At 61.1% G+C, this 26,526-nt stretch carries 25 protein-coding genes and 1 pseudogene; 18 read left to right on the top strand and 8 right to left on the bottom strand.

Annotation, left to right across the window (positions count from 1 at the left end; translation table 11 throughout):
* Positions 1-44: 44 nt before the first annotated feature.
* Entirely contained in the window at positions 45-803 is a 759-nt protein-coding gene (locus KZH41_RS16270) for an AraC family transcriptional regulator (RefSeq protein WP_263273061.1), read from the bottom strand.
* 177 nt (positions 804-980) lie between these two features.
* On the opposite strand from KZH41_RS16270, the gene KZH41_RS16275 reads away from it, so the two are divergent.
* Genes KZH41_RS16275 through KZH41_RS16295 form a run of 5 tightly spaced genes read left to right on the top strand, consistent with a single transcriptional unit; the run spans position 981 to position 7,423 of the window.
* Complete coding sequence (locus tag KZH41_RS16275; RefSeq protein WP_263273062.1) at positions 981-2,606, top strand: APC family permease; 1,626 nt, start codon at positions 981-983, stop codon at positions 2,604-2,606.
* A 12-nt stretch (positions 2,607-2,618) separates the two neighbouring features.
* Positions 2,619-3,545 (top strand): 4-hydroxyproline epimerase, encoded by a 927-nt coding sequence (locus KZH41_RS16280; protein ID WP_263273064.1) that lies wholly within the window; start codon positions 2,619-2,621, stop codon positions 3,543-3,545.
* A gap of 38 nt (positions 3,546-3,583) precedes the next feature.
* Positions 3,584-4,531, top strand: coding sequence for a dihydrodipicolinate synthase family protein (locus KZH41_RS16285; protein ID WP_242149668.1), 948 nt, complete (start codon positions 3,584-3,586; stop codon positions 4,529-4,531).
* Positions 4,532-4,588: 57 nt separating this feature from the next.
* The gene (locus tag KZH41_RS16290; RefSeq protein ID WP_263273066.1) at positions 4,589-6,160 is read left to right on the top strand and encodes an aldehyde dehydrogenase (NADP(+)); all 1,572 of its coding nucleotides are present in this window, start codon (positions 4,589-4,591) and stop codon (positions 6,158-6,160) included.
* A gap of 3 nt (positions 6,161-6,163) precedes the next feature.
* On the top strand, positions 6,164-7,423 hold the full coding sequence (locus KZH41_RS16295; RefSeq protein WP_263273067.1) for an NAD(P)/FAD-dependent oxidoreductase: 1,260 nt from the start codon (positions 6,164-6,166) through the stop codon (positions 7,421-7,423).
* Between the two features lie 23 nt (positions 7,424-7,446).
* On the opposite strand, the gene KZH41_RS16300 is transcribed toward KZH41_RS16295, so the two are convergent.
* Both KZH41_RS16300 and KZH41_RS16305 read right to left on the bottom strand, forming a co-directional pair.
* On the bottom strand, positions 7,447-8,361 hold the full coding sequence (locus KZH41_RS16300) for an ADP-ribosylglycohydrolase family protein (protein ID WP_263273069.1): 915 nt from the start codon (positions 8,359-8,361) through the stop codon (positions 7,447-7,449).
* Between the two features lie 256 nt (positions 8,362-8,617).
* Positions 8,618-8,896, bottom strand: a complete 279-nt coding sequence (locus KZH41_RS16305) for a hypothetical protein (protein ID WP_263273071.1) — start codon at positions 8,894-8,896, stop codon at positions 8,618-8,620.
* Here KZH41_RS16305 and KZH41_RS16310 point away from each other — a divergent pair.
* The 7 genes from KZH41_RS16310 (at position 8,865) to KZH41_RS16340 (ending at position 20,528) form a co-directional block, all read left to right on the top strand.
* Positions 8,865-11,309: a LuxR C-terminal-related transcriptional regulator gene (locus KZH41_RS16310; RefSeq protein WP_263273073.1), complete on the top strand. Its 2,445-nt coding sequence runs from the start codon at positions 8,865-8,867 to the stop codon at positions 11,307-11,309. The two genes, KZH41_RS16305 and KZH41_RS16310, sit on opposite strands and share 32 nt — an antisense overlap.
* Before the next feature lie 168 nt (positions 11,310-11,477).
* Positions 11,478-13,556, top strand: coding sequence for a hydantoinase/oxoprolinase family protein (locus KZH41_RS16315; protein WP_242149683.1), 2,079 nt, complete (start codon positions 11,478-11,480; stop codon positions 13,554-13,556).
* 12 nt (positions 13,557-13,568) lie between these two features.
* Positions 13,569-15,227, top strand: coding sequence for a hydantoinase B/oxoprolinase family protein (locus KZH41_RS16320; RefSeq protein WP_263273075.1), 1,659 nt, complete (start codon positions 13,569-13,571; stop codon positions 15,225-15,227).
* 66 nt (positions 15,228-15,293) lie between these two features.
* The gene (locus KZH41_RS16325; RefSeq protein ID WP_242149688.1) at positions 15,294-16,184 is read left to right on the top strand and encodes a hypothetical protein; all 891 of its coding nucleotides are present in this window, start codon (positions 15,294-15,296) and stop codon (positions 16,182-16,184) included.
* A gap of 31 nt (positions 16,185-16,215) precedes the next feature.
* A complete protein-coding gene (locus KZH41_RS16330) occupies positions 16,216-17,037 on the top strand; it encodes an aspartate/glutamate racemase family protein (RefSeq protein WP_242149691.1) in 822 nt (273 codons plus the stop codon).
* A 20-nt stretch (positions 17,038-17,057) separates the two neighbouring features.
* Positions 17,058-18,401: an MFS transporter gene (locus KZH41_RS16335; RefSeq protein ID WP_263273078.1), complete on the top strand. Its 1,344-nt coding sequence runs from the start codon at positions 17,058-17,060 to the stop codon at positions 18,399-18,401.
* Positions 18,402-18,542: 141 nt separating this feature from the next.
* The gene (locus tag KZH41_RS16340) at positions 18,543-20,528 is read left to right on the top strand and encodes an avidin/streptavidin family protein (protein WP_242149695.1); all 1,986 of its coding nucleotides are present in this window, start codon (positions 18,543-18,545) and stop codon (positions 20,526-20,528) included.
* Here the strand turns inward: KZH41_RS16340 and KZH41_RS16345 are convergent.
* The 4 genes and pseudogenes from KZH41_RS16345 to KZH41_RS16360 all read right to left on the bottom strand — a co-directional run bounded on the left by KZH41_RS16345 (position 20,464) and on the right by KZH41_RS16360 (position 22,950).
* Positions 20,464-21,447, bottom strand: a complete 984-nt coding sequence (locus tag KZH41_RS16345) for a GlxA family transcriptional regulator (RefSeq protein ID WP_242156061.1) — start codon at positions 21,445-21,447, stop codon at positions 20,464-20,466. The genes KZH41_RS16340 and KZH41_RS16345 overlap by 65 nt on opposite strands.
* A 70-nt stretch (positions 21,448-21,517) precedes the next feature.
* Positions 21,518-21,736 (bottom strand): annotated as a pseudogene (gene lepB / locus KZH41_RS16350) (signal peptidase I); the annotation flags it as partial.
* A 301-nt stretch (positions 21,737-22,037) separates the two neighbouring features.
* Positions 22,038-22,646: a LysE family translocator gene (locus KZH41_RS16355; RefSeq protein ID WP_242149698.1), complete on the bottom strand. Its 609-nt coding sequence runs from the start codon at positions 22,644-22,646 to the stop codon at positions 22,038-22,040.
* Between the two features lie 70 nt (positions 22,647-22,716).
* Positions 22,717-22,950: an alpha/beta fold hydrolase gene (locus KZH41_RS16360; protein WP_263273082.1), complete on the bottom strand. Its 234-nt coding sequence runs from the start codon at positions 22,948-22,950 to the stop codon at positions 22,717-22,719.
* Positions 22,951-23,008: 58 nt separating this feature from the next.
* Between KZH41_RS16360 and KZH41_RS16365 the strand changes: the two genes are divergently transcribed.
* Genes KZH41_RS16365 through KZH41_RS16380 form a run of 4 tightly spaced genes read left to right on the top strand, consistent with a single transcriptional unit; the run spans position 23,009 to position 24,852 of the window.
* The gene (locus KZH41_RS16365; RefSeq protein ID WP_242149700.1) at positions 23,009-23,758 is read left to right on the top strand and encodes an SDR family oxidoreductase; all 750 of its coding nucleotides are present in this window, start codon (positions 23,009-23,011) and stop codon (positions 23,756-23,758) included.
* A gap of 7 nt (positions 23,759-23,765) precedes the next feature.
* On the top strand, positions 23,766-24,302 hold the full coding sequence (locus KZH41_RS16370) for a GNAT family N-acetyltransferase (protein ID WP_263273085.1): 537 nt from the start codon (positions 23,766-23,768) through the stop codon (positions 24,300-24,302).
* Positions 24,303-24,557, top strand: a complete 255-nt coding sequence (locus tag KZH41_RS16375) for a hypothetical protein (RefSeq protein WP_242149705.1) — start codon at positions 24,303-24,305, stop codon at positions 24,555-24,557.
* 49 nt (positions 24,558-24,606) lie between these two features.
* Positions 24,607-24,852, top strand: coding sequence for a helix-hairpin-helix domain-containing protein (locus KZH41_RS16380; protein WP_263273086.1), 246 nt, complete (start codon positions 24,607-24,609; stop codon positions 24,850-24,852).
* An 8-nt stretch (positions 24,853-24,860) separates the two neighbouring features.
* Here the strand turns inward: KZH41_RS16380 and KZH41_RS16385 are convergent, their stop codons facing one another.
* Positions 24,861-25,379: a GNAT family N-acetyltransferase gene (locus KZH41_RS16385; protein ID WP_263275112.1), complete on the bottom strand. Its 519-nt coding sequence runs from the start codon at positions 25,377-25,379 to the stop codon at positions 24,861-24,863.
* Here KZH41_RS16385 and KZH41_RS16390 point away from each other — a divergent pair.
* Positions 25,262-25,591, top strand: a complete 330-nt coding sequence (locus KZH41_RS16390; RefSeq protein ID WP_263275145.1) for a hypothetical protein — start codon at positions 25,262-25,264, stop codon at positions 25,589-25,591. The genes KZH41_RS16385 and KZH41_RS16390 overlap by 118 nt on opposite strands.
* A gap of 60 nt (positions 25,592-25,651) precedes the next feature.
* Entirely contained in the window at positions 25,652-26,212 is a 561-nt protein-coding gene (locus KZH41_RS16395) for a fasciclin domain-containing protein (RefSeq protein ID WP_242149711.1), read from the top strand.
* Positions 26,213-26,526 lie beyond the last annotated feature (314 nt).

Here is a 26,526-nt window from a genome sequence, read left to right on the forward strand (position 1 = left end):
AGGAGCGACGACGGGAGTGATTCGTTGCATTGCAATGCCGGCAACTACGCCAACTGCCGATACTGCCTCGGCGTAAACCCGGTCAATGCCTTGAACTGGCGGGTAAACGCGCTGTGGTCGGTGTAGCCGCATTGCAGCGCCACTTCGGTGATCGGCAGGTCGGTGTGCAGCAACCGATGCGCATGTTCCAGGCGCACTTTCTGGATCATCTGCCGGGGTGTGAGGTGGAACACGCGCTTGCAGTAGCGCTCCAGTTGCGCCACGGAAATTCCGGCGATGCGCGTCAGTTCGCCAAGGGTGACGCGCCGGTTGAAATGCGTGCGGATGTACTCGTCCACGGCGGCCAGGCGCTGGTACGCCGGGTGGGTTTCGCTGGCCGATTGCAGGTCGACCGAGATACCCGCCAGGCCAATAATCTGGCCTGCAGCGCTGTACAGCGGCCATTTGTGCGTCAGGCACCAGCCGGGTTCGCGGGTGCCGTACAGGTGCAATTCAAGCTGGTCCTCCAGCACAAACCCCTGCTCCAGCACGCGCCGATCCTGTTCGGTATAACCCGGCCCCAGTTGCGCTGGGAACACCTCGGCGCTGGTCTTGCCCAGCAGCGGTTGCAGCTGTTTTAGGCCGCAACGTTGCACCAGCGTGTGGTTGGCGAGCAGGTAGCGGGCGTGGATGTCCTTGATGAAGATCGCGGCGTTGGGGATCACGTCGAGCATCGGCAACAGCTGTGTCACCCCGGCCAGGAGCTGTTCAATGTTGTGGGGGCGATTGGCCTGAAAAAGGCTCGCAAATGCGCTCGGCAACATGACCTGGACTCCCGGTTTTTTTGAGCAGATTGCCGCATGCCGGCATGGCTGTCGAGCCTGGCGAACTGTGCCGAATTCGTCATCCACACACGCGCAAAACATCAATCACCACGCCATTGATGGGTTCAGGATAGCGCCACTGCATGCCTATCCAATAACTCACAAGAAGGCGCCGCCATGTCTGCTCAAGGCAAGTTCAAGAAACAACTTTCACTGATGGACCTCACCTTTATCGGGCTGGGCGCCATCTTCGGTTCGGGCTGGCTGTTTGCGGCCAGCCACGTCTCCGCCATCGCCGGGCCCGCCGGGATTATTTCCTGGCTGATCGGTGGTTTCGCCGTGCTGCTGTTGGGCATTGTGTACTGCGAACTCGGCGCCGCCCTGCCCCGCGCCGGTGGTGTGGTGCGTTACCCGGTGTATTCCCACGGCCCGCTGCTGGGCTACCTGATGGGCTTTATCACGTTGATCGCGTTTTCAAGCCTAGTGGCGATTGAAGTGGTCGCCTCGCGCCAATACGCCGCGGCCTGGTTTCCCGAACTGACCAAAGTCGGCTCCAGTGACCCGACCACCCTCGGTTGGCTGGTGCAGTTCGCCCTGCTGTGCCTGTTCTTTGTCCTCAACTACCGCAGCGTGAAGACCTTCGCCATCGCCAATAACCTGGTGAGCGTGTTCAAGTTCATCGTGCCGCTGCTGGTGATTGGCGTGCTGTTCACCTTCTTCAAACCAGCGAACTTTCAGGTGCAGGGTTTTGCCCCGTTCGGGCTGTCGGGCATCGAGATGGCGGTGTCGGCCGGCGGGGTGATTTTTGCGTACTTGGGCCTCACGCCGATCATCTCGGTAGCCAGTGAAGTGAAGAACCCGCAACGCACGATTCCGATTGCATTGATCCTCTCGGTGCTGCTGTCGACGGCGATTTATGTGCTGCTGCAAACCGCATTCCTCGGCGGCGTACCCACCGAGATGCTCGCCAACGGTTGGGCCGGGATCAGCAAGGAACTCGCACTGCCTTACCGCGACATCGCCCTGGCGCTGGGCGTGGGCTGGCTGGCCTATCTGGTGGTGGCCGACGCGGTGATCTCGCCCAGCGGCTGCGGCAATATCTACATGAACGCCACCCCGCGCGTGGTGTATGGCTGGGCGCAGACCGGCACGTTCTTCAAGATCTTCACGCGTATTGACGAGAAGTCCGGCATCCCGCGCCCAGCGCTGTGGCTGACCTTTGGCTTGTCGGTGTTCTGGACCCTGCCGTTTCCGTCCTGGGAAGCGCTGATCAACGTGGTGTCGGCCGCGTTGATCTTGAGCTACGCCGTGGCCCCGGTGACCGTCGCCGCGCTGCGCCGCAATGCACCGGGCATGGCGCGGCCGTTCCGGGTCAAGGGCATGGCGGTGCTCGGCCCACTGTCGTTCATCATCGCCGCGCTGATCGTGTACTGGTCCGGCTGGAGCACGGTCTCGTGGCTGCTCGGCCTGCAAATCCTGATGTTTGCGGTGTACCTGCTGTGCGCGCGCTGGGTGCCGACTGCGCACCTGAACATCAAGCAGCAAGTGCGTTCGGCGGCGTGGCTGATCGGCTTCTACGCGGTGACCATCCTGCTCTCCAAGCTCGGCAGCTTTGGCGGCATCGGCGTACTCAGCCACCCGTATGACACGGTTGTCGTCGCCGTCTGCGCCTTGGGCATCTATTACTGGGGCGCCGCCACCGGCGTGCCTGCGCACCTGGTGCGCCTGGAACACGAAGACGACGAAAGCGAAGCCGTCAGCGAACCCCAGCACAACACACGCTTGTCCCCGGCCACCCATTGAATGGAGTGTTTTATGAAACGGTTGCACGTTATCGACTCCCACACCGGCGGCGAACCTACGCGCTTGGTGCTGGACGGTTTCCCCACCCTGGCCGGCAGCAGTATCGCTGAGCAACTGGACAACCTGCGCAGCGAGCACGACCGGTGGCGCCGCGCCTGCCTGTTGGAGCCGCGTGGCAATGATGTATTGGTCGGCGCGTTGTATTGCGAGCCAGTCACACCGGGCGCCACCTGCGGGGTGATCTTCTTCAACAACGCCGGCTACCTCGGGATGTGCGGCCACGGCACTATCGGGCTGGTCGCCTCGTTGCACCACTTGGGCCGCATCCAGCCGGGCGTTCACAGCATCGACACGCCAGTGGGCCCGGTAGCCGCCACCTTGCACGAAGATGGCGCCGTGACCCTGCGCAACGTGCCCGCCTACCGCCATCGCCAACAGGTCGCGGTGCAGGTGCCTGGCTACGGCGTGGTCTACGGCGACATTGCCTGGGGCGGCAACTGGTTTTTCCTGGTGTCGCAGCATGGGCAAACGCTGGAGATGGCTAACGTCGATGCCCTCACCGATTACACCTGGGCGATGCTCAAGGCCCTGGAAGAGCAAGGCATTCACGGTGCCGATGGCGCGCTGATCGACCATATCGAACTGTTCGCCGATGACGCCCACGCCGATAGCCGCAACTTCGTGATGTGCCCCGGCAAGGCCTACGACCGCTCGCCGTGCGGCACCGGCACCAGCGCCAAGCTCGCGTGCCTGGCCGCTGACGGCAAACTCGCGCCCGGCGCCACCTGGGTACAAGCCAGCATCACCGGCAGCCAATTCGAAGGCCGTTATGAATGGGACGGCGAACGCGTACGCCCCTTCATCACCGGCCGCGCCTACATGACCGCCGACAGCACCTTGCTGATCGACGAGCAGGACCCTTTCGCCTGGGGCATCTGAGCCCAGGCCTTATTTAACTGAACGCTGGAGTTAGAACAATGAGCGACAACATCTTCACCGGTTGCATCCCCGCGCTGATGACCCCGTGCACGCCACAGCGCACGCCGGACTTCGACGCCCTGGTCGCCAAGGGCCGCGAGCTGATCGATATCGGCATGAGCGCCGTGGTGTACTGCGGCTCCATGGGTGACTGGCCGTTGCTCACCGAAGCTGAGCGCCAGGAAGGCGTGGCGCGCCTGGTGGCCGCCGGTGTGCCGACCATCGTCGGCACTGGCGCGGTGAACAGCCGTGAGGCCGTGGCCCACGCAGCACATGCGGCCAAAGTCGGTGCCCATGGCCTGATGGTGATCCCGCGCGTGCTGTCACGTGGCGCTTCGGCCACCGCACAAAAGGCGCACTTCTCGGCCATCCTCAAGGCTGCGCCGAACCTGCCGGCGGTGATCTACAACAGCCCGTACTACGGCTTCGCCACCCGCGCCGAGCTGTTTTTCGAACTGCGCCGCGAGCACCCGAACCTCATCGGCTTCAAGGAATTCGGCGGCGCTGCCGACCTGCGTTACGCGGCGGAAAACATCACCTCCCAGGACGATAACGTGACCCTGATGGTCGGCGTTGATACTCAAGTGGTCCATGGTTTCGTCAACTGTAACGCCACTGGCGCGATCACCGGCATCGGCAACGCCCTGCCCCGCGAAGTGCTGCAACTGGTGGCCCTGAGCAAACAAGCCGCCAAAGGCGACGCCAAGGCACGGCGCTTGGCCCGTGAGTTGGAAGCCGCGCTGGGCGTGCTGTCATCCTTCGACGAAGGCTGCGACCTGGTGCTGTACTACAAGCATTTGATGGTGCTCAACGGTGACCAGGGTTACGCCCTGCACTTCAACGACACCGACGTGCTCAGCGATGCGCAGCGCCGTTACGCCGAACACCAGTACGCGCTGTTCCGCCAGTGGTACGCCCACTGGTCGGCTGAACAGAACCGCGCCTGACCCGTGCGCGCCGCTGTGGTTCTCGCAGCGGCCAACCCTTTTTTCCAGGATGACCCCATGACTCTGACGGGCAAGATGCTGATCGGTCAGCAAGCAATTTCCGGTGATCGCCAAGGGTTCCGAGCGATCAATCCCGCCACCGATACCCCCTTGGAACCGGCCTATGCCGGCGGCAGTGGCGAGCATGTCGAACAGGCCTGCGCGCTGGCGTGGGCCGCGTTCGACACGTACCGCGAAACCTCGCTGACGGCGCGCGCCGCCTTTCTCGAAGCCATTGCCGACAACATTGAAGCCCTCGGTGATGCGTTGATCGACCGCGCCGTGGCCGAAACCGGCCTGCCACGCGCGCGCATTCAAGGTGAACGCGGGCGTACCTGCGGGCAACTGCGGACCTTTGCCCGCACCGTGCGTGCCGGTGAATGGCTGAATGTGCGGGTGGACACCGCGCAGCCTGAGCGCCAGCCGCTGCCGCGTGCGGACCTGCGTCAACGCCACCTGCCACTGGGGCCGGTGGCCGTGTTTGGCGCGAGTAATTTCCCGCTGGCGTTCTCGGTGGCGGGCGGCGATACCGCGTCGGCACTCGCGGCCGGCTGCCCGGTGATCGTCAAGGCCCATGGCGCCCATCCGGGCACCAGTGAGCTGGTGGGCCGTGCGCTGGCCAAGGCGGTTGAAGACTGCGGTTTGCCGCAAGGCGTGTTTTCGCTGTTGTATTGCTCAGGTACCGACGTGGGCATTGCGCTGGTCACCGACCCACGGATCAAGGCCGTCGGCTTTACCGGTTCGCGCAGCGGTGGCCTCGCGCTGACACACGCAGCGCAGGCGCGGCCGGAGCCGATTGCGGTGTATGCCGAGATGAGCTCGATCAACCCGGTGTATCTGTTTCCCGGCGCATTGCAGGCACGCGCCGAAGGCTTGGCGCAGGGCTTTGTCGCATCGTTGACCCAGGGCGCCGGGCAGTTCTGTACCAACCCAGGTTTGGTGATTGCCATCGAGGGCAGCGCACTGCAGCGATTCATCGCCACCGCCAGTGAGCTGCTGCGCGGTTGCGCGGCGCAGACCATGTTGACGCCGGGCATTTTCAACGCTTACGAAACCGGCGTGGCTGCGCTGACCGAACACGCCCACGTCGCCGCCAAAGGTCAGGCGGCTGAAGGCCCGAACCAGGGCCAGGCGCATTTATTCGTCACCCAGGCCCGTGCGTTTTTGAGCAATGAGCACCTGCAAGCCGAAGTCTTCGGCGCCGCATCGCTGGTGGTGGTGTGCGCCAGCGACGCAGAAGTGCGCCAGGTCTCGGAACACTTGGAAGGCCAACTGACAGCCACGCTGCACGTGGATGAAGCGGACCTGGCGCGTGCGAAAACCTTGCTCCCGGTGCTTGAGCGCAAGGCGGGCCGCCTGCTGGTCAACGGCTGGCCGACCGGCGTGGAGGTCTGTGACGCCATGGTCCACGGCGGCCCCTTCCCTGCCACTTCAGACTCACGCAGCACCTCGGTCGGCACGGCGGCGATCCTGCGGTTCTTGCGCCCGGTGTGCTACCAGGATTTCCCCGACGACTTGCTCCCCGGCGCCCTGCAACACGCCAACCCCTGGCTGTTGCGGCGCTTGCTCGACGGCCAGAGAGAGGCCTAGGCCATGCGCGACTCCAACACTGGCGATATCGCGGTCATCGGCGCCGGTATTATCGGCGTGGCCTGTGCACTGCAATTGGCGCGTCAAGGCCGGCGCGTGGTGGTCATCGACCCGCAAGCGCCCGGCATGGGCGCCTCCTACGGCAATGCCGGGCACCTGGCGACCGAGCAGGTGTTTCCCATCGCCGATGTGTCGATCTTAAAGCGCCTGCCCGCGATGCTGATGGACCCCATGGGCCCGCTGCGCCTGGACTGGAAATACCTGCCCCGCGCCCTGCCCTGGTTTGTGCGCCTGCTGTTGAACCTGCGCCCGGCAAACTACCGGCGCACGGTGGCGGGCATTCGTGCGTTGAATGAAGCCAGCCTGGGCGCCTGGCAACGCCTGCTGCAATCGATTGAGCGCCCGCACCTGTTGCGCGAAGACGGTTCGTTGCTGGTGTTTGAGCGCGCCGAATCGCGCGCGGCGGTGGATGCGTTGCAACAGCGCATGCAGCAACAAAATGTACCGGTTGAGTTCTGGTCGAGTACTGCGGTGCGCACGGCCGCGCCGCAGTTGAGCGAAGCGATCCAAGGCGGCTTGTTCTTCCCCGCTACCGGGCATTTTCTGGACCCTTACCACGTGGTCTGCGAACTGGTGGAGGCCGCCAAGGCCGAAGGTGTGCAGTTCCTCAAACAGCGCGTGCTGGGTGGGCGCCTGGAACCAGAGGGCGTGTCGTTATTAACCGACCAGGGCAGCGTTACGGCGCGCCAGGTGCTGATCGCCTGCGGTGCGCACTCAGCCAGCCTGACCGCCGCACTCACCGGTAAAAAGATCCCGCTGGACACCGAACGCGGCTATCACTTGATGCTGCCCCAGGAACACAACCGCCTGCCATTCGCCGTCACCTCGTTCGAACGCAAGTTCATCATGACGCCCATGGCCGGCGGCCTGCGCCTGGCCGGCACCGTCGAGTTCGCCGGGCTCACGCGCCCGGCGAACATGCAACGCGCCTGGCAACTGCACCGGCTGAGCCAGGGTTTGTTTCGCCAGGACCTGAGCACGCAGGGCGCTACACCGTGGATGGGCTTTCGGCCGTCCTTGCCCGACTCGCTGCCGATCATTGATCAGGTGTGTGACGCCAAGGTGCTGCTGGCGTTTGGGCACCAGCATCTGGGGTTGACACAGGCGGCGGTGACCGCCGAGATGGTGGTGCAGTTGGCTACTGCGAAGCCTGCGTTTTCAGGCCTGCCGGCACTTGCACCGTTTCGGTTGGATCGATTCTGAGAAAACTCGCCGCGTGCGGGTTTTCAATCGGCCACTTGGGATGCACTGAACAACGCATCGGCCGCCTCTTGAATCTCCTCACGCATCCATAGCGTCTGCAACCACCCCGCCGGAATACCTTGCACGCCATAGTAGGCGCCCGCCAACTGCCCGACGATGGCGGCGGTGGTATCAGCATCATCACCCAGGTTCGCGGCGGCGAGCACGGCCTCAGCAAAGCTGTCGGTGTGATGAAAACACCAAAACGCGGCCTCTAAAGAGGCGACGGCATACCCGGAACCGACAATGTCATCACGGGACTTGTTGCGGTACTCACCCGCGGCGATAGCCTGCGCTTTAGGGGCCGTCAACGCTGGGTCGCGGACGTGCAGCACTTGATCTTTTGAAACACCGTTCAAGGCATTGCTGATGGCCTGCGCCAGCACCAGGCAACACTCGATTGCTTCTTGAGCGCCATGGGTCGTGCGTGAACTTTCGATAGTGTATGTACGCACCTTTTGCGGGTCGGCAAAGAAGAACAACACCACCGGCGCAAGGCGCATCATCGAACCATTGCCGGCCGAACGCGGGTGTGTAGAACCCGCAAATGGGTTGCCGTCTTGCTGGTACGCCGCCAATGCCTCACGTACGGTCATGCCGATATCAAAGCAGTCGCCGGTAGCACTCAAGTAGCCCCACTGCCACCAATTCAAGTACCGGCCCATCTGATCCTTCGCGTCAAAACCGCCCTTGCGCAGCAGGCTTTCGGCAAGGCACAGGGCCATTGAGGTGTCGTCCGTCCATTGGCCGGGCTTGAGGTTGAACGGCCCGCCGCCGACCATGTCGGTAACGGCGGCAAACGTGCCACGCGGCATGAATTCAACCGTGGTGCCGACCGCGTCACCGCAGGCTAACCCAAGCAGGCTGCCACGGTAACGATCAATGAGTGTGAGGGGCATCCGTCTTCCTTTAGAGCTGATCCAGTCGCAGGGTTATCCTACTCGACCAGCCGCCTTTTGAGGGAACTCGGCACCGTACGCTCAAAATCAGATAAATCCTGCGTTGCGTGTAGGAACTTAATCACACGCGGCTTTTTCTTGGCAGGTGCACAGGGCGTACAAGGGCTTAGCGCGATGGCATTGTGCCAATGCGCACTTGGCCAAGTGGCTTGTGGCGCGTTCAGAGGGCTTGAATAAACATCAGGTGACGATTGCGTCAGCCACAACCTAAAAAGCAGCTGATAAAACCAACGCAAACCTTTGCGTGCGAGACCGATGTCTTGAAAAGAAACTCTTCATCCGCTTCATCCAACGCTTGGTGCTGGGTCGGCAAGCTGGCACCGCCGTTGACATTGCTGACTTCCTTGCCGCGCCAGGCGTTACTGGACTCTTTTCGCGAGCGCACAAGCGGCCCTCTGGTGCTGGTGGTTGCTCCCGCCGGTTTCGGAAAGACGACGCTGTTGATGCAGTGGCGACGCGCCTTGCTGTCGACCACGCTACCCTCGACCATCGCATGGCTTTCAGTGGATGAGGCCGACGGCGACCCCCATCGTTTCCTGTCCTACCTGATCCTGACGCTGGACCACGCCGGCCTTGACCTGGGGCACCTGACCCGTCTGGCACACGCGCAATCACTGGATGTGCAACCGCAGCGCACGATCACGGCCCTGCTGCATGCACTGGCGCGTACTAACCGTAAGGTGACGCTGTTCCTTGACGACTATCACTGCGCGGCAAACCCCCAACTCGACCCCATCGTCCAGGCCTTGCTGGAACAGGCTTCGCCTTGGCTGGAATGGGTTGTAGCGGCGCGCCAGCGGCCTGGCTGGCCCCTGGCGCGCTGGAAAGCCAATGGCTGGGTGCACGAAGTATCCGCCCAGGCGTTGACATTCACAGCGGCCGAAACCACGGCGGTGCTCGGCGCAGATATACCCACCGCTGAACTTCTGGACTTGCATGAGAGAACCGAAGGCTGGGCGGTGGCGGTGCAACTGGCGAGGTTGTGGCGTGACAGTGGCGATGCCTCACTGCATGGCCTGAATGCATTTTCCGGGCGTGTCACCGACATGGCGGAGTACCTGACGGGGCAAGTCGTGCAGCGCCTGTCACCTGAATGCCAGGCTTTTTTGCGTGATATGGCACTGCTGGAGCGTTTCAACGCCGAGCTGGCCGACGCCGTCCGTGGCCGTAATGACAGCGCGCAGCGGATGGCGCAGTTAACGCATCTGGACGCCCTGCTTGTTCCCTTGGATGCCGGCCGCCAATGGTTTCGTCACCACCGGCTGCTGCGCGACTTTCTCAACCAGAGCATTGAGACCGACGCCGCTCATAACCTTTATAACGCCGCAGCTCACTGGCTGGCGGCACAAAGGGACTGGGTCCAAGCCATCCGCTATGCACTGCGTGCCCGTGATACCCGGCTGGCAGTTGACCTGCTCGTGCGGGCCGGCGGTTGGGAGGTGGTCATGCACAACGGCATCCGTTACGCCGAAAGCCTGCTGCAGCAATTCGATGAAAAGGCGCTGAGTACTGAACCGGACCTGATGCTGCTCCAGGCGTACTTGCACGCCAAACTCGGCGAACATGCCCTCGCCAAGCAATTGCTCGATTTGATCCGAGAGCAAGTGCAGGCAGATCAGCGCCTGGCGCGGGACTATCATGTGGTGCGCACGCTCGCCGACGCCTATGTCGATCGCTTTGAACTGGCGCCGTGGGAAAGTGACTGCGCCGACAATATGCTCGCCACGGGCACGCAGGAATGCGCTCAGGCCTTGAAAGCACTGAAACAAGGCCAACTGTCCCTGTCCCTGCAAGTGATTCGCTCGGCGCACATCAAGATGCGGGTGGCCGCCAACCCACGGGGTGAAAATTACTGTCGGATCCATGAGGCGCAAATCCTCGCGTTGACAGGCGATATTCGCGTCTCAGCACAGATGGTCGACACCGCCGTGGCCGTGGCCGACAGTCAATTCGGCAGCGAGAGTTCAGTCAGGGCGGTGGCCGGTTGCCTCAAGGCCCAGCACCTGTACTGGCAAGGCGCCTGGGCCGAGGCAACCCCGTGGTTGCGCGATGGTTGGGCTTCGCTCAAACACACCGACGCTTGGTTGGATATCACTGCCGTCACCGCCGAGCTGGCATGGCGCACTTCGTTGCGCACGCTTGGCTTGCAGCCAGCGTTGCTGGAGCTCACGCAAGTAGCCGAACTCGCCACTGCGCGCAACTGGCAGCGGCTGGAACGGCTGGTCAACGCGTGGCGAGTCGACCTGCTGGTGCAAGCCGGGGCCTTGACGCAAGCGCGTCAGGAAGCGCTGGCCAATGACCTGGAAAGCGCCGCAAAGAACCCCGATGACTGGCGTAACCATGAGGCCGCGACGTTGGCACTGGCCAGGTTACAGTTCGCGACCGGAGCGTCGGCTGACGCGCTCAACCACCTGCAACGCGGCGCCAGGCTCTTGCACGAACGCGGCTTGCAGTTACCCGCCTGGCGCCTGCAACTGCTGGCCCTGGCCGCCCACGGCAAAGGCCATCCACCCGAGCAGAACGCAATCTTGGCATCGATCCCGGCCCAGGCGTTGCCCGGGCTGCTGCTGGAAGCCGGGCCGTGTCTTTTGAGCGCGCTGGAAGCCTGCGCCAGCACCACCCACAGCCAACAAACCATCATCACGCGCTTGCGCGGATGGCGCGCCCACCCTGTGCGCTCACGCCTGTCGTTCAGCGCCAAGGAGACGCAGATCCTCACGTTGCTTGCCGAAGGTCAATCGAACAAAGCCATCGCCCTGGCGATGGATATTTCTGAAAACACCGTGAAATTCCACCTCAAGCACGTGTTTACCAAGCTGTGTGTCGACAGCCGCACCGCCGCAATGGCCGCCGCATTGCGCTTGGGCCTGCTCGACGCGCCCCATTGACCCACCAACCTACCCATGCGGGTAGTCGAAATGCCGCAATCGTCGTCACCTACCCGCCCTACTCGTAGCCTGCGCCGAGTAGCGCGCCCTAGCATCCCCCAACACCAGCGAGAGGCTCTCGCCTGGCTCCCATGACAACGTAAGTACAGCAGGAGATGCCCTGTGGGTATGGAAGGCAAAACAGTGCGCGTGGCCACCGACGTCGGCGGGACTTTTACCGACCTTGTGTATTTCGAACACGACCCGACCACCGGCGAACAGACGATTCGCACGGCCAAAGTCGACACCACCCCACCCAACTTCGCCCAGGGCGTACTCAATGTCATCCGCAAGGCGGACGTGGATCTGGCTGACGTCGACTTCCTGGCCCATGGCACCACCGTGGTCATCAATGCCCTGACCGAACGCCGGGGCGTCAAGACAGGGTTGATCACCACCCAAGGCTTTCGCGATGTGCTGGAAATCGCCCGCGCCAACCGCCCGGATTACTTCAACCTCAAGTGGGTCAAGCCGGCGCCCTTCGTGCCGCGCTATCTGCGTCGCGAAATAACCGGGCGCCTGCACACCAACGGTCAGGAGCGCCAGCCCCTGGACCTTACGCAAGTGGCGCCGATCATCGAAGCCTTTCGCGCCGACAACGTGCAGGCCATTGCGATCTGCTTGATACACGCCTACGCCAACCCGGCCCATGAGCAAGCTGTGCTGAATGAAGTACGCAGGCTCTGGCCGCAGGTGTCGGTGGTTGCGTCCCATCAGATCACCCGAGAATGGCGTGAGTACGAGCGCTCCAGCACAACGGTGCTGTCCGCCTATGTCCAGCCCATCGCCGCACGGTATCTGGACGACCTGGCGAGTGGTTTGCGCGACGGTGGCTACAAGGCGCCGTTGTACATCATGCAATCGAACTGCGGCGTCGACAGTGTGGAGCATGCGCGGGAAACACCGATCACCATGGTCGAATCCGGCCCAGCCAGCGGTTTTTGGGCGGCTGCCGAACTGGGACGGCTGATTGATGAGCCAAACGTACTGGGCCTGGACATTGGTGGCACCACCGCCAAATGTGCACTGATTCGCAACGGCCAGGTATCGATCAAGACCGACTACTGGATTGAGCGCAACCGAATCAATGCGGGCTACCCGATCATGGTGCCCGTGGTCGACCTGGTGGAAATCGGCAACGGCGGCGGCTCCATCGCCTGGGTTGATGACTTTGACAAACTGCATGTCGGCCCACATTCCGCCGGCGCGGTGCCGGGCCCCGCCGCCTATGGCAATGGCGGCACGCTGATCACCACTACCGACGCCAACCTGATGCTGGGGCGCATCAACCCGGATTACTTTTGCGGCGGCGACGTGGTAGCCGACCTGCCGGCCGTTGTACGCGGGCTAAACACCCTGGGGCAGCGCCTGCAACTGCCGGCCGATGAGGTGGCGCGCGGCGTGGTGCGTTTGGCCAACGACAATATGGTCAACGCGTTGAAGCTGGTGTCGCTGAGCCGTGGGCATGACCCACGCGAGCTGACCTTGATGGCCTTTGGCGGAGGTGGCGCCATGCATGCTGTTGCGCTCGCCCAGGAGCTGGGTGTGCAAAAGGTCATCGTCCCGCGCAGCGCCTCAGTGTTCTCTGCCTGGGGCATGACCCTCTCGGACTTGCGACGCGACCTGTTTATCAACCGTTTTGTACAGACCCGCCACCTCGTTGAACTGGAGCAGACCCAGCAGTTTTTGCAAGAACTGACGGGTGCCGCCCGCGAACAGTTCGTCGCGCAAGGCATCACGCCGGCGCACGTCGAGGTCCAGGTGCATTGCAAGCTGCGCTACCAGAACCAGGAGCATTCAGTTGAAGTGCTGCTCGGGCCGAACGAGCGCATCGACGCAGACTGGGCCGTGATCGAACAACGCTTTCACAGCCTCTACAAGCAGCATTACACCTACAGCCTGCAAGCACCCGTGGAAATCATCGGTTTTCATCTGGTGGCGATTGCTCAGATCGGCAAGTTGACGCCCCAGGCGTTGCCGATTACCGGCCGTTTGGTGAGCGAGGCCTGCAAGGGGTGGCGCCGCGTCGACTACGCCCAGGAAGGCATTCATGAGGCGAGTCTCTACGACTACGCCTTGCTCGAACCGCTGATGACGTTTAACGGGCCGGCCATAGTCGAGGACGCCGGCACCACCGTGGTGGTGCACCCCGGCAACCGCGTACAGGTGGACCGCCTGGGCAACCTGCACATCATGATCAACGGCTGACGGAGTATCGCCATGAGCAAGCTCGATATCTTTACCCGCGACATCATCCAGAACTCACTCCAGGCCATCGCCGACGAGATGTTCACTGCCATGCGCACGGCCGCCATGAGCCCGGTGATTTACGAAGTGTTGGACATGGGCACGGGCATCACCGACGCCCACGGCGAGATCGCCAGTTCCGGCGCGGGTATACCCGCCTTTGTCGGTGTGCTGGACAAAGCCGTGAAGAAAATCCGCCAGCACCATCCCTTGCCGCATGACATTGAAGACGGCGATATTTTTATCAGCAACGACCCGCATGATGGTGCGGTAACGCACCTCAACGATGTGGTTTTGGCCATGCCGGTGTTTGCCGACGGCCATCTGGTGGCCTGGACCGCCAACATCGCGCACTGGAACGATGTGGGTGGTCGCGTACCCGGTTCGTTGTCGACGGATGCCACGGATATCTTTCAGGAAGGCCTGCGCCTGTCCTCGGTGAAGCTGTTCAGCAAGGGTGAGCCGATCCGTTCGGTACTGCAGATTTTGCGCGCCAACACCCGTATGCCGGACTTTATGGAAGGCGATCTTTGGGCGGGCGTTGCCGCTGTCCGGGGTGGCGCAACGCGCTTGCGCGAACTCACGGAAAAATACGGTACGGCGCTGTTTTTGCTGGCGATGAGCGACTTCATGGACCTGGGCGAGAGAGTCTCGCTCAAGGCGCTGGCGGCGTTGCCTGAAGGGCAACTGAACCTTGAGGAGCTGCAAGATGATGGCAGCCTGTTCAAGGTGCGCATTGATATCCGCAACACCGAACTGGTGATCGACCTGCGGGACAACCCCGACCAGTGCCTGGGGCCGACCAACCTCAGCCGCGACGGCGCGGTAGTCGCGGCGCAAATGGCGTTCAAGGCCTTGACGGCGCCGCAAGGCGTGACCAATGGCGGCACGTTCCGCCCCTTGCGGGTGCTGACGCGCCCAGGCTCGTTGTTCGATGCGCTGCCGCCCGCCGCCGAGGGGTTTTACTTCGAGAACCTGATTCGGGTGCATGACCTGATCCTGTGCTGCCTGGCCCAGCAGTTTCCGGAGCGTTTACCCGCCGGCAACTTCGCGTCGGTGTGCGCCACCATCATTGGCGGCGCACACCCGGAAACCGGCCGCCTGTTCACCCAGGTAGAACCGGAAATCGGCGGCTGGGGCGCCGAACCCGGGCGCGACGGCAACAACGCGGTTTACTCCGGATTGCATGGCGAAACCTACAACTGCCCCGTTGAGGTCTGTGAGGCCCGTTATGGGCTGTATGTAGAGCGTCTGGCACTGAATGACGAGCCCGGCGGGCACGGCCAGTTCAGAGGTGGGCGCGGGGTGTGCATTGACTACCGAATTCGCGCTGACGGCAGCTTCATGACCTGCGGCTACACCCGTTCGGTCATCCCGCCCTGGGGCCTGGCGCAAGGGGGTGAAGGCACACCCAACTATGTCGAAGTCATTCGCGTGAACGGCCAACAGGAGCACTACAGCATGGCCAGCGGCATCGCCCTGAATGCCGGTGATCTGGTCCGGGTGCGCACCGGCGCTGGCGGCGGCTATGGCCCGGCCAGCCGGCGCGAGCCACACGCCGTTCGCGCAGACCTGAAGAATGGCTACATCGATGCAGCCACCGCCCAATCGGTCTACGGCTTGACACTTTAGCCCGGGGCGCATCGCGCGCCTTGACACTCGGCTTGAAAGAACAACAACAAAAAAGAGAGCACCACTATGAAACCGCAACACTCATCGCGTTTATGGGTAGCGCCTGCGCTTGCCTGGATGTTGGGATTCACCTCCGTAGCACAGGCTGATCAGTTCATTGGTTTCGCCCAGCCGGGCGTTCCTGGGAAGTGGGCACTGGAAACGTTCCCGGTGTTCAACCGCACGCAAAATGGCGACGTGCGCGCGGGCAGTAATACGGTGCTGACGTACTTCTCCGAAACCGGCTTTACCGGCACGCAACGTGATCAGTTGCAAGTATGGGTCGGTGCCGACGCGGGTTACACCGGCGCCAACGGCACGCGCAGCAATGGTTCGTGGGGCGTCGCCTCGCCCAACCTCGGCCTGGCCTATTACTACAACGTGGTAGAGCCCACCAGCGCCTTTGGTGCCGATGATTTCACCACGTTCTGGGTCAACCCCACCCTGTCGCTGGAGTTTCCCAACGGCAACGATGAAGGCAGCGGCTATGGCGCGTTTGCCAACCGCTATGGTGCCAGCTTCAGCGTGGCCAACTACTTGCGCGTGGGGCGCTTCGCCGCCACGTTCACGCCGGTCGGCATCCATTACGCCGCGCGCAATCGTCACGCTTCCGACCTCGGCGACGGCGACCCTACTCGGCTTCAAGGCGGTGTCAGCCTGTGGTTTGCAAACATTGCCGCGGGGTACCTGGTAAGCGATGACTTGTGGCTCGGTGTGCATCACGCCTACCACATCAACAACCGTACGGCCTCGGACTTCAAAGAGTCGCGCCAGGGCAAGATCGGCCCGGCGATGACCTACACCGGTTTCAGCAAGCAGGGGCTCTACCTGTCGAGCAACTTCAACTTCGATTACTACAACAGCGACAACCTGCCCCGTTCCAATAGCTTGACCATGGCGATAGTGAAATTTTTCTAGTGCCACACACATCATCTATGAGGAATACCGTATGGACTTGACTACCAGCACGCCAGAGCCACATGACATGCCGGTCATTGTGCGCTGGCTGAACCCGATTGGCTGCCCAACCTTCGACGCCCCTATCGCCGAACTGCTGCACAGCATCAAACAACCCTCTACCGAAGTTGAGGTGGTGTCGTTTGACCTGACCCCAAGCCCTACGCACTTGGAATACCGCGCCTACGAGGCACTCACTTATGAGCGCACTGTACGCATCGCCCGCGATTGTGCGCAGTCGGGCGTGGACGCCTTGGTGCTGGGCTGTTTTTACGATCCGGCATTGGCCGATGCACGCGAAATTTCCGGTAAAACCCTGGTCGTCGGCCCCTGCCAGGCAAGCCTGCAGGTGGCCGCGCACCTGGCCAATCGTTTTTCGATCATTGTCGGGCGCACCAAGTGGATCGAGCAGATGCGCAGCCTGGTCCAGGGCTACGGTGCCGGCGACAGACTGGCGTCAATGCGCCCGCTGGGCATGGGCGTGGATGAGTTCCAGCTCGACCACGCGGTGACCCGCCGCAAGATCATCGAGCAAGCCCGGCGTGCCGTAGAAGACGATGGCGCCGAGGCCATCATCCTGGGCTGCACCATCGAGTTCGGCTTTTTTGAGGAGGTGCAACGCGAAATCGGCGTGCCGGTGATCGACCCCGTGGTGGCGGCATTCAAAGTCGCCGAAGCCATGGCGGGCATGAAGTGCAGGTTTGGCTGGCGCCCCAGCCGCGTGGGCAGTTGTGAGCCACCACCGGAAGCCGAAATCGAACGATTCGGTTTGTTCAAGGGCCCCGCTCCCATAGGCAATCGCGTCAAAGCCTGAGCATAAAAAGGATAACCGCCATGCGTGATACTCCCTCCACGCCCGACCCGCACGGGTCACAACAGCACCGCAACGTGGGTGATGTGTTCAGAGACGTGCCCCTGACACGCAAGCACCTGCAGTGCTGCCTGGTACTGTTTCTGGTGTTTGCGATTGAAGCCTGGGAGATGATGATCATCGTCTACACCGCGCCGTTGATTGCGGCAGAATTTGCCCTGGATGCACTTGCCGTCGGCCACCTGATCGGCGCGATGTTCATCGGCATGCTGCTGGGTGCATTGCCCTGGGGCAAAGTGGCCGAACGCATCGGCCGCAAGCGCGCGATTATCTGGAGCCTTGGCACCTACGGGGTGATCTCCCTGGCCAGTGCGTTTGCGCCGGATTACTCCACCCTGTATGCCCTGCGATTGCTCAGCGGCGTGGCAGCCGTGGGCATGATGGTGGTGATCTTTGCGCATTTCCAGGAGCTGCTGCCGGTACGCCAGCGCGGTGCGTTAACGGTGTACCTCGCAGCAGGTTGGCCGATCGGTATGTTGCTGGCGTTGGGCGCCACCGTGTGGCTGCTGCCGCAAGGTTGGCGCGCCATTATCGTCTTGAGTTCGCTGGGCGGCTTGTGGGCAATTGCCGTCGCGCGCTGGGTACCAGAGTCGCCTTATTGGCTGGCGTCCGTGGGGCGTCAGGAAGACGCTAAAGCCACGATCTACACGTTGAGTCAGGGCACGGTGCTTATACCCAAAACGTGTGAACTGCAGGTTGATCGTACGACTTCCGGTCGCCAGCGCGATGTATTCAGTGCTGCGCTGCTCAAGGTCAGCCTGCTGCAAATCACCGTCAACTTCACGTTTTCGTGGGGTTACTGGGGCCTGCAAACGTGGCTGCCGACGTTGCTGCAACAGCGCGGCCTGAGCCTGCCGCAAAGCTACGGTTTTATCGCGCTGTCGGCGCTGTGCATGATCCCGGGCTACATGGCGGCGTCTTATTTGACCGGTCGTCTGGGGCGTAAAAAAGTCATCGTGAGTTTCATTAGCGCGTCGGTACTCGCCGGTTACGGTTTTGCCAACGCCCAGAGCCTGGAGATGCTCTACCTGAGCAACTTCGCCCTGGCGTTTTTCAGCCTTGGCGCCTGGGGCGTATGGGGCACGTGGGTCAGCGAGTTGTACCCGACGAGCCTGCGCACGTTGGGCTATGGCTGGGCCATTTTCGCCCAGCGCCTGGCAAATGTGGCGGCGCCGTCGCTGATCGGCGCGCTCATCGCCTATGGCTCCTCGTTCAACCTGACCGCCACCCTCATTAACGCGTTTTTGCTGGTCACGGTGGTGCTCGCCGCCTTCATCCCCGAAACGGAAGGCGAGGCATTGCGCTAAAGCCGGTGGTTTGAGCGTCGAGTCCGACCCACTCCAAGGCACGCTGCTGGCAGTCGCCGGCAGCAAACCCGGATTGAATACTGCCCCTAGACGGCTCCCGACATCAGTCGCAGCCCCCATCCCCTTGGAAACGGAGTTCCCATGGCTAACAGACCCTCGCCAAGCAGCCTGGTTTTCCCCATGCAGCGCGGGCCTTTTCAGAACAACGGCGCGACCCCGTGGTATTGCCCGCTCAAACTCGGCACGCCGGCGCAAACGCTGAAGTTCGCTATCGACACAGGTACCAATATCAACTGGGTTACGTCGACGCTCTGCCCGGATGATCAATGTGTGCATTTCGCGGGCGGGCGTTTTGACGTTCATGCCTCCAGCACCGCAAGCTTTAACGATTGCCTGCGCAGGCCTTACAGCTTTGGCCCTTGGGGCACGATGCAGGTCGAGTCCGCCTCAGACCTGTTGACCACGCCTGCTGGTGCTCAATTGGACACTCAGCTGTTTTTGGCCGCAGCCTATGAGGGTGAGCAATTCAAGCAACTGGACTGGGATGGCGGGCTAGGCCTGCCTTGCAGCAGTGCTTATGTGGAAGGCCGTCATTCATTTGTGCTCCAGACGTTGATGCGTGAAGGGCAACTCGACCCCGCCTACCCGTTTGTGACATTTGACTGGAACGCCGATGCGCACAACGGCACCTGCCGTATGGGCGCGGTTGACCCGCTGAAAACCAAAGGCGCATGCGTGTTTTTGCCTTGGTCCGTCTACACCGCGTTGCCTGGGGTGGAGTACATCTGGTCAGCCGAACTGACGTCTTATTCGGTAGGCTCAGAACAACTGGCGTCCAACCTCAAGTTCGCTATCGATTCCGGCTCTTCGCGGTTCAAGGGCGACGACAGGTTGATGCGCCAGACCCTGGCTCGCATGGCCTTGGGCGATCAACCCAACGTGGTACTGGGGTTCGCCGACGGTGAAATCACCCTGGGCGCCGATCTCTACAACTGCCTGATCGAAGAAGGCCCGCAAAAAAATCAGGTGCTGCCGCAGTTCGCGCCACTGGGTCTCACCGACCTGGTACTGGTAGGGTCGGTGGTGATGGAGCATTGCTATACGGTGTATGAGTACCAAGTGGTGAAATGCTCTAACACTGTTTATTCGCTGGCCCCGGTGGGCGTCTGGCTGTTCAACCGGCCTGATGGCCCCAAGATCATTACGCAATCGTCTTCGACGCCTTTCATCCCTGGCAAACGAACAGTGCTTGATGGCAGCGCCGCCCCGCCGCGCAGTGCCGAAGAAACTGTCTCAGTCGCCGGGACCTGGCAGAACGACTATGGCTCGTTGATGACCCTGGAGGTCTCAGGCCAGCACGTCTTCGGCACGTACCAATCGTCAACCGGCTCAACGGGCCATTACGCAATCTCTGGCTCTTTACTGGGGCCTGGCGCGACACGGCTGAAAAACCAGCCGTTGGCATTGGCGATTGAGTGGCACGACCTTGGCAATGAAACGAGCGACCCCAGTTGGCAGTGGGCCTCAGGATTAAGCGGGCAGCTGAGTACGGGTGACAAAGGCGATGTGCTGGCCCTGTCGCACCTGCTGGTCGCGTCCAGTGAGTTCCCTGACTTGGCGAACCGAGGCAATTACATCGACAAGCTGGTTTATCGTCGAGTGGCACAGCCCTCCCTCGCCACTCCCTGTGCGCCGATCGAATCGATATCGATTGATAACGATTTAAGCGGGCGCTGGGTCGCCAGCGATGAAACGCTCCTGTCATTGACGGTTGAGGCTGACTCCCAGCATCGCTTTGGCATTGTCCAGGGGCGGTTAACCTCGGGCGGCGTCTTTGTCGAAGTGTCCGGCTTTACCGATATCAACGCCGTCTCCAGCAAGCTGGCGTTTCAATCCGTGAGCTTGACCGTCACCAATACCCAGGCAGGCGAGGTTTCGACACTCTGTGGCACCTTGGATTTAGCCGGGCAAACATTGAGCCTGGTGGTATTGGCAAGTTCGCCTGTGGCCCCCGCACAGGCCTACTTGGCCACCAAGCTTTCGTCGTTGCGTTTTATCCGTGCTACTTCACCCGTCTCTTTTCCTTCGACGGCCTATACCCGAAATACGCGCTATAGCACTTACTGAAATGGCTCGGTGACACAAACCCGCACGCCACCAGCACATCCACTTGCGACAGCTCGGTGTGCTGCAACAAGCGCCGCGCCTCGGTGACGCGCAGTTCCATGTAATAGCGTTGCGGTGTGGTGCCCAGTTGTTCCTTGAACAGCCGCTCCAACTGGCGCCGCGAGCGGCCGGCATAGACTGCCAGTTGGTCCAGTTCCAGCGGTTCTTCGAGGTTGGCGTCCATCAGTTTGACCACTTCACGCAGCGGCGCGCTGACGCAGACGTTTTCGGTGGGTTTGATGCGCCGGTAGCGCGACTCTTCGAACGACAGGATGTCTTCGATGCCTTCGACCAACGCCTTGCCATGCAGGGTTTTGATCCAGTCCAGGGCCATGTGAAAGGCGCCTGATGGGCTGGAGGCCGTCAGGCGGTCACGGTCGATCACGTAGGGTTCGCTGGTGACCTGGGCGGCCTTGGCGACTTCCGCCAGTGCCGGGCGATGTTCCGGGTGGATGGCGCAGCGGTAGCCCTGCAACAGGCCGGCGCGCCCGAGGAACCAGGCGCCATTCCATAACCCGGCCAGCCCCACAGCCTGTTCGGCGGCGGTGCGCAGCAGTTGGATCAACTCATCGCAGGCTTTGAGTTCGGTGCGAAAGCCACCGCAGACCACCAATAAGTCCAGTTGCGCCAGCGCCGACAGTTCCAGCCGCGCATCGGGGCGGATCACCAGGCCCAGGTCGCTGATGACTTCGCCCTCGCAGCAACCGAAGGTACGTGTGGCAAACAATTCGGGGCGCAGCAGGTTGGCGGTGATGAGGGTGTCGAGGGTCTGGGTGAATGCGGGCAGGGAGAAGTGTTCGAGCAGCAAGAAGCCGACACGCGTGGTCGCTGCAGGCTGCTGGGGGGGTTCATTGAGGTAGCGCAGGTTTTTGCCTTTCATGCCACCGCTGAACTGGCGTCTTTCCATCGAGGGTAAGCCCACTTTTGTTGTAGATGCAATGGGCGTCATCTTAGAGGATTAGCGCGCCGAATCGACGAAAACGTGGCATCCAGTTATTCAGGATCTGCGCGGTCGCCAGCACAGGGTGCGCGCGGCCGATCAGCAGCCGGCGTGGCACAAAGCCGATTAGCGTGAATCCGCGCTGTTATCGCGGTTATCACCCAACATAAAGTAGCTGCCGGCCGGCACCAGCACCGGTGCCAAAATCGCGCAAGGCACGTGCTGCCGGGATCAATTTACTGCTGATCTTCATAAACGCGCCCGCCTCCCGAGCCCGCAGTTAAGCCGTCACGGCCCAATCTGATACGGTTTTTTCTTTGCTATCTGCGCCTGTATTGAAAACTGTTCGAAGCGGACAATAGGCCCATTCCCGGCAGGAAGATTCCTGCCGCCCTCTTCCTTTCGGAGGTCTTATGACCAAGATGGCACTTTTCCTGTTCGGCTTTTTGGTGCTGACCATTGGTATTGGCTTGCTGGCGACCATCTCGCCCGTTTAAGCCCGCACTGTTGGGCGGCTGTGCGCGGCGCTGTCAGTTGGCAAAGAGCATCGGGTACAGCGACAGCACCAACAACCCCGCCATCGACCCGTTGAACACCCGTATCCAGCGCGGCTCGCGCAACACGTTGCGCAGGCCGGTGCCGCAACCCACCCATACACACACGCTGGGCAGGTTGACCACCGCAAACACCAGGGCGATCACCAACACATTGGTCACATAACCTTCCGCTGGCGTGTAGGTGGTGATGGCCCCCAACGCCATGATCCACGCCTTGGGGTTGACCCACTGGAACGCCGCCGCGCCGAGGAAGGTCATGGGTTTGCCGTGCTCGTCACTGCTGTCGGACATGCCACCTGCGGTCGCGATCTTCCACGCCAGGTACAACAAATACGTCGCGCCCACATAGCGCAACACGGTGTAAGCCCACGGGAACAGCTTGAACACTTCGCCAAGGCCCAGGCCCACCGAAATCACCAGCAGCATGAACCCCATGCTGATCCCCAACGCATGGGGCATGGAGCGGCGAAACCCGAAGTTCACCCCCGACGCCAGCAACATGGTGTTGTTGGGGCCAGGCGTGATCGAGGACACAAAGGCGAACAGCACAAAGGCTGACAGCAGGCTGGTAGACATGAACATGGTGCGGCATCCGAACGGCAGTGGTATGCCTGCGACAGTAGTGGTTTGCGCAGCCCATCGCCCCGTACAGCTAGGGACAGATCAAGGCATACACTTTGGCCTTGTCGAGCAATTTGCGACAGTGTGCGGTGGTTCTGGCGCTGGCCTCGACCATCGGCAGGTGCCCCACACCCTCAAGTACTTCCAGGCGCGCATGCGCGATACCCGCCAGCCAGGTTTGCGCGCTGGCGACCGGCCCCTGCGACTCTCCATGTGGAATCGATGGACGCTGTAAGCAAGCGTCGACTCGGAAATCGACTACCATGAGCCTGCATTTTATCGGCGGAGGCCGCCCATTCCTGTCCCCAGCAAAGGATCACACCATGAGTGCCCCCGTCATCCTGATCACCGGCGGAAGTCGCGGCGTAGGCGCAGCCACTGCGCGCCTGGCGGCTGAGCGCGGCTACGATGTAGCAATCAGCTTCGTGTCTGACGAAGCCGCAGCTCTCGCCGTGGCCAACGACGTGAAAGCCACCGGGCGTCGAGCGCTGGCGATACGCGCCGACAGCGCAGACCCGGAGCAAGTCGCCGCGTTATTCGCCGCGATCGATCGTGAGTTCGGGCGCCTCGATGTACTGGTCAACAACGCGGCCATACTGGGGCCGCAATCGCGCCTGGAAGACCTCGACTTTGCACGGATGCAACGTATTTTCGCCGTGAACGCCATCGGCCCGATGCTGTGCTCCCAGCACGCCATCAAGCGCATGTCCCACCGCCACAACGGGCGCGGTGGCGTGGTGATCAACCTGTCCTCAGGGGCGGCGCGGCTCGGCAGCCCACATGAATACATCGACTACGCCGCCTCAAAAGGCGCCCTGGAGTCCTTCACCATCGGCTTCGCCAAAGAAGTTGCCCGCGACGGCATCCGCGTCAACTGCGTCCGGCCGGGGCACATCTACACCGACATGCACGCCAGCGGCGGCGAGCCGGGCCGGGTCGATCGGGTCAAGGACTCCATCCCTATGGGCCGAGGCGGCCAACCTGAAGAAGTGGCACGGGCGGTATTGTGGCTGGCGAGCGATGAAGCGTCGTTTATTACCGGGACGTTCCTTGATGTGACTGGGGGCAAATGAGCGGCCTATGATTCACTTACGCCAAGCGACAAAAGCCGATATCGACAGCCTGCGTGAGGTCGGCTGTGAGACTTATCGCGAGCACTTTTCCGCCATCTGGTCGCCTGCCGGCATGCAGAGTTTTCTAGATCAAGACTTTTCAGCCAGCGCCCTGAGCCATTCGCTTGAAGCGACCGAGCGGCATGTGTGGCTTATAGCCGCTGACAGTTGCGGTAAACCGGTAGGGTTTGCCAAGGTTAACTGGTCAACCCCCACGCCTATTACCGGGGTGCTGGGGGCGGAGTTGCAAAAAATCTACCTGCTCAAATCAGCCGCAGGTCACGGGTATGGGAAGCAGTTTCTGCAGTTCATTTGTGAGCAGGCGCAATCTCGTGGGGAAACGTTGCTTTGGCTGGATGTACTCAAGACCAACTTGAATGCCCGGGGCTTTTATGAGGCATTTGGGTTCAATCAAATCGGCGAGATCCCATTCAAAACTGACCTGGCTGAAATCGGCATGGTGGTGATGGGATTGGCGTTGAAGCAACGGCAGGCGGTGAAGTAGATGGAAGAGTTGATACAAGGCCTCGATGGGCCGAGGACTGCTCAGCAGGAATTGTTTTATGACCTTGAAGATGCGGCGGCGGTTATCGGCTGGTCGGTGGTTGAGCTGACGGCCATGGCGGCAGGCGCTAAAACGCCTGCGCAGGCAGTCGCGTTAATGAAGATTTGTGCGTTGCTGACGGCTCAGCAGGAGAAGATTGGTGGGTATGCGGGGGAAGTTAAGGAGCAACGTGTTATCAGGCATGAGGCCGAATGAAAACCCATCAGGTCGAACACGTATTCACGGTTAAATAAGGAGTTTACGGATGCCATTTTCAATGGAAGAAAGAACCGCTTTGCTCGCGCTCAAGGGAGTAGGCCCGACCGTCATTGCTCGGCTGGAGCAGATGGGTATCGAGTCGATGGAAGAACTTGGTAAAGCGCACGTGAGCGACATCCTCGCGCAAGCGTATGCGGCATTGGGTTCGACGTGCTGGAAAAACAGCCCTCAGGCGCGAGCGGCAATTACGGCGGCGGTAGAACTTGCGAGGGCTCAGGGAGAAAACGTCTGAACTTGGGGCTAGGAGTGACCCACGCTCGCGGCGATAGAACGCGTGTATATCAAGTCTTCAAATACCTGATCATTGATTCGTACTGCATTCGGAACACGGCTTTCCAGCGAAAAACCACACTTCTCAAGCACGCGACATGACGCAATATTCCCGGCTGTTACCGTGGCCTGGAGTGCAGTGAGCCTCAAGCTTTCATCTGCATAGGCAATCACGCTGCTCAGTGATTCGACACCATATCCCTTGCCGTGCTGCTGCGACAAAAGAAGGTAGCCGACTTCGGCTCCTGGCGCGTCAGCCCCATTGCGGGTCATCTTTAAGCCGGTGACACCTACAGGCTGGCCGCTATGTCGCTCGCAGATGACAAGGCACAACCAATGATCGGAATCTGGCGTCCACTCAGGAAGCCTGCATGCAAACTTCTCTCGTAGGCTATGTTCCGCAGGGTGGTCGCACACATACTCAATCACCTTCGGGTCAGTATGTAGCTGTAGAAAAAGCGCCCAGTCAGTTGAAGACAACTGCCGCATATGGAGTCGATCCGAAAAGAGCTCCAGCACCGGTTTTTCCTTCAATACAGTGGTTTTTCAAGACTGTAGCACTGAGGGCGAGATGCAAAAAAGCTCAATGCGCAGCCGGGCTGAGTATTTTTCGTGATCATTACGAACGTACAGGCTTTGCAGTGATGTACCCATTCACCGCCTTCACACAATTATTTTATGAAACCGTGCATCCACTTTGATGGTTGGCTCGTAGATTCAATACCCTCACTCGGAGGGCATAAGAGCCAAGGAGATACATCATGCACGCTTTTTACAAAAAACTTGCTGCAGCAGCCTGTTTCTCGATTCTCAGCGTCACTGCAACACTCAGCGTTGCCGCCGACACAGTGATGGTCGGAGGCGCAGCGATGTACCCAAGCAAAACCATCGTAGAGAATGCGGTCAATTCAAAGGACCACACCACACTCGTAGCAGCAGTCAAGGCTGCCGGGTTGGTTGATACGCTCAATAGCAAAGGGCCTTTCACCGTATTCGCGCCAACCAACGAAGCCTTTGCCAAGCTGCCGGCAGGTACCGTCGACACGCTGGTCAAGCCAGAACACAAAGCCGACCTGACTAAAATCCTGACCTACCACGTCGTGCCCGGCACTCACACATCGGCACAACTGATGGCCGACGCCAAGAAGAACGGCGGCACCGTTGTGCTGAAAACCGTGCAAGGTGAGTCGCTGAATATCAAACTGCACGACGGCAAGCTTTGGGTGGTGGATGCCAAGGGCGGTAAGGCAAGTATCAGCATCGCCGACGTGATGCAGTCCAACGGTGTGATCCACGTTGTAGACTCAGTCTTGATGCCTTAAACGCTCTGCAATCCCGGCAAACCCAGAGTTTGCCGGGTGTCAAACCTTGGTTGAGCACCACTAAACCTGGCTTTAATCCGGATAACACGGTAACTCTTGTGCCTGCGCTTCACGCTGAAACAGGCTGAACGGCTCCGGCCCGCCGGCTAACTGTCGTAGAAATACCACATCACAGACACCACGGTGGCGACCCATCCGAGGGTGAGCAGAAACGATAGACCTGCAAGGCGCTTATCCATGGTGACCGTTCCAAACGCTATGTTCGCACTACGAACGACACGACGAGCGTAGTTCATAAAGTCAGCAACAAAACA

Origin of the sequence: Pseudomonas sp. YeP6b (assembly GCF_025642995.1) — a bacterium.
Classification (GTDB): Bacteria; Pseudomonadota; Gammaproteobacteria; order Pseudomonadales; family Pseudomonadaceae; genus Aquipseudomonas.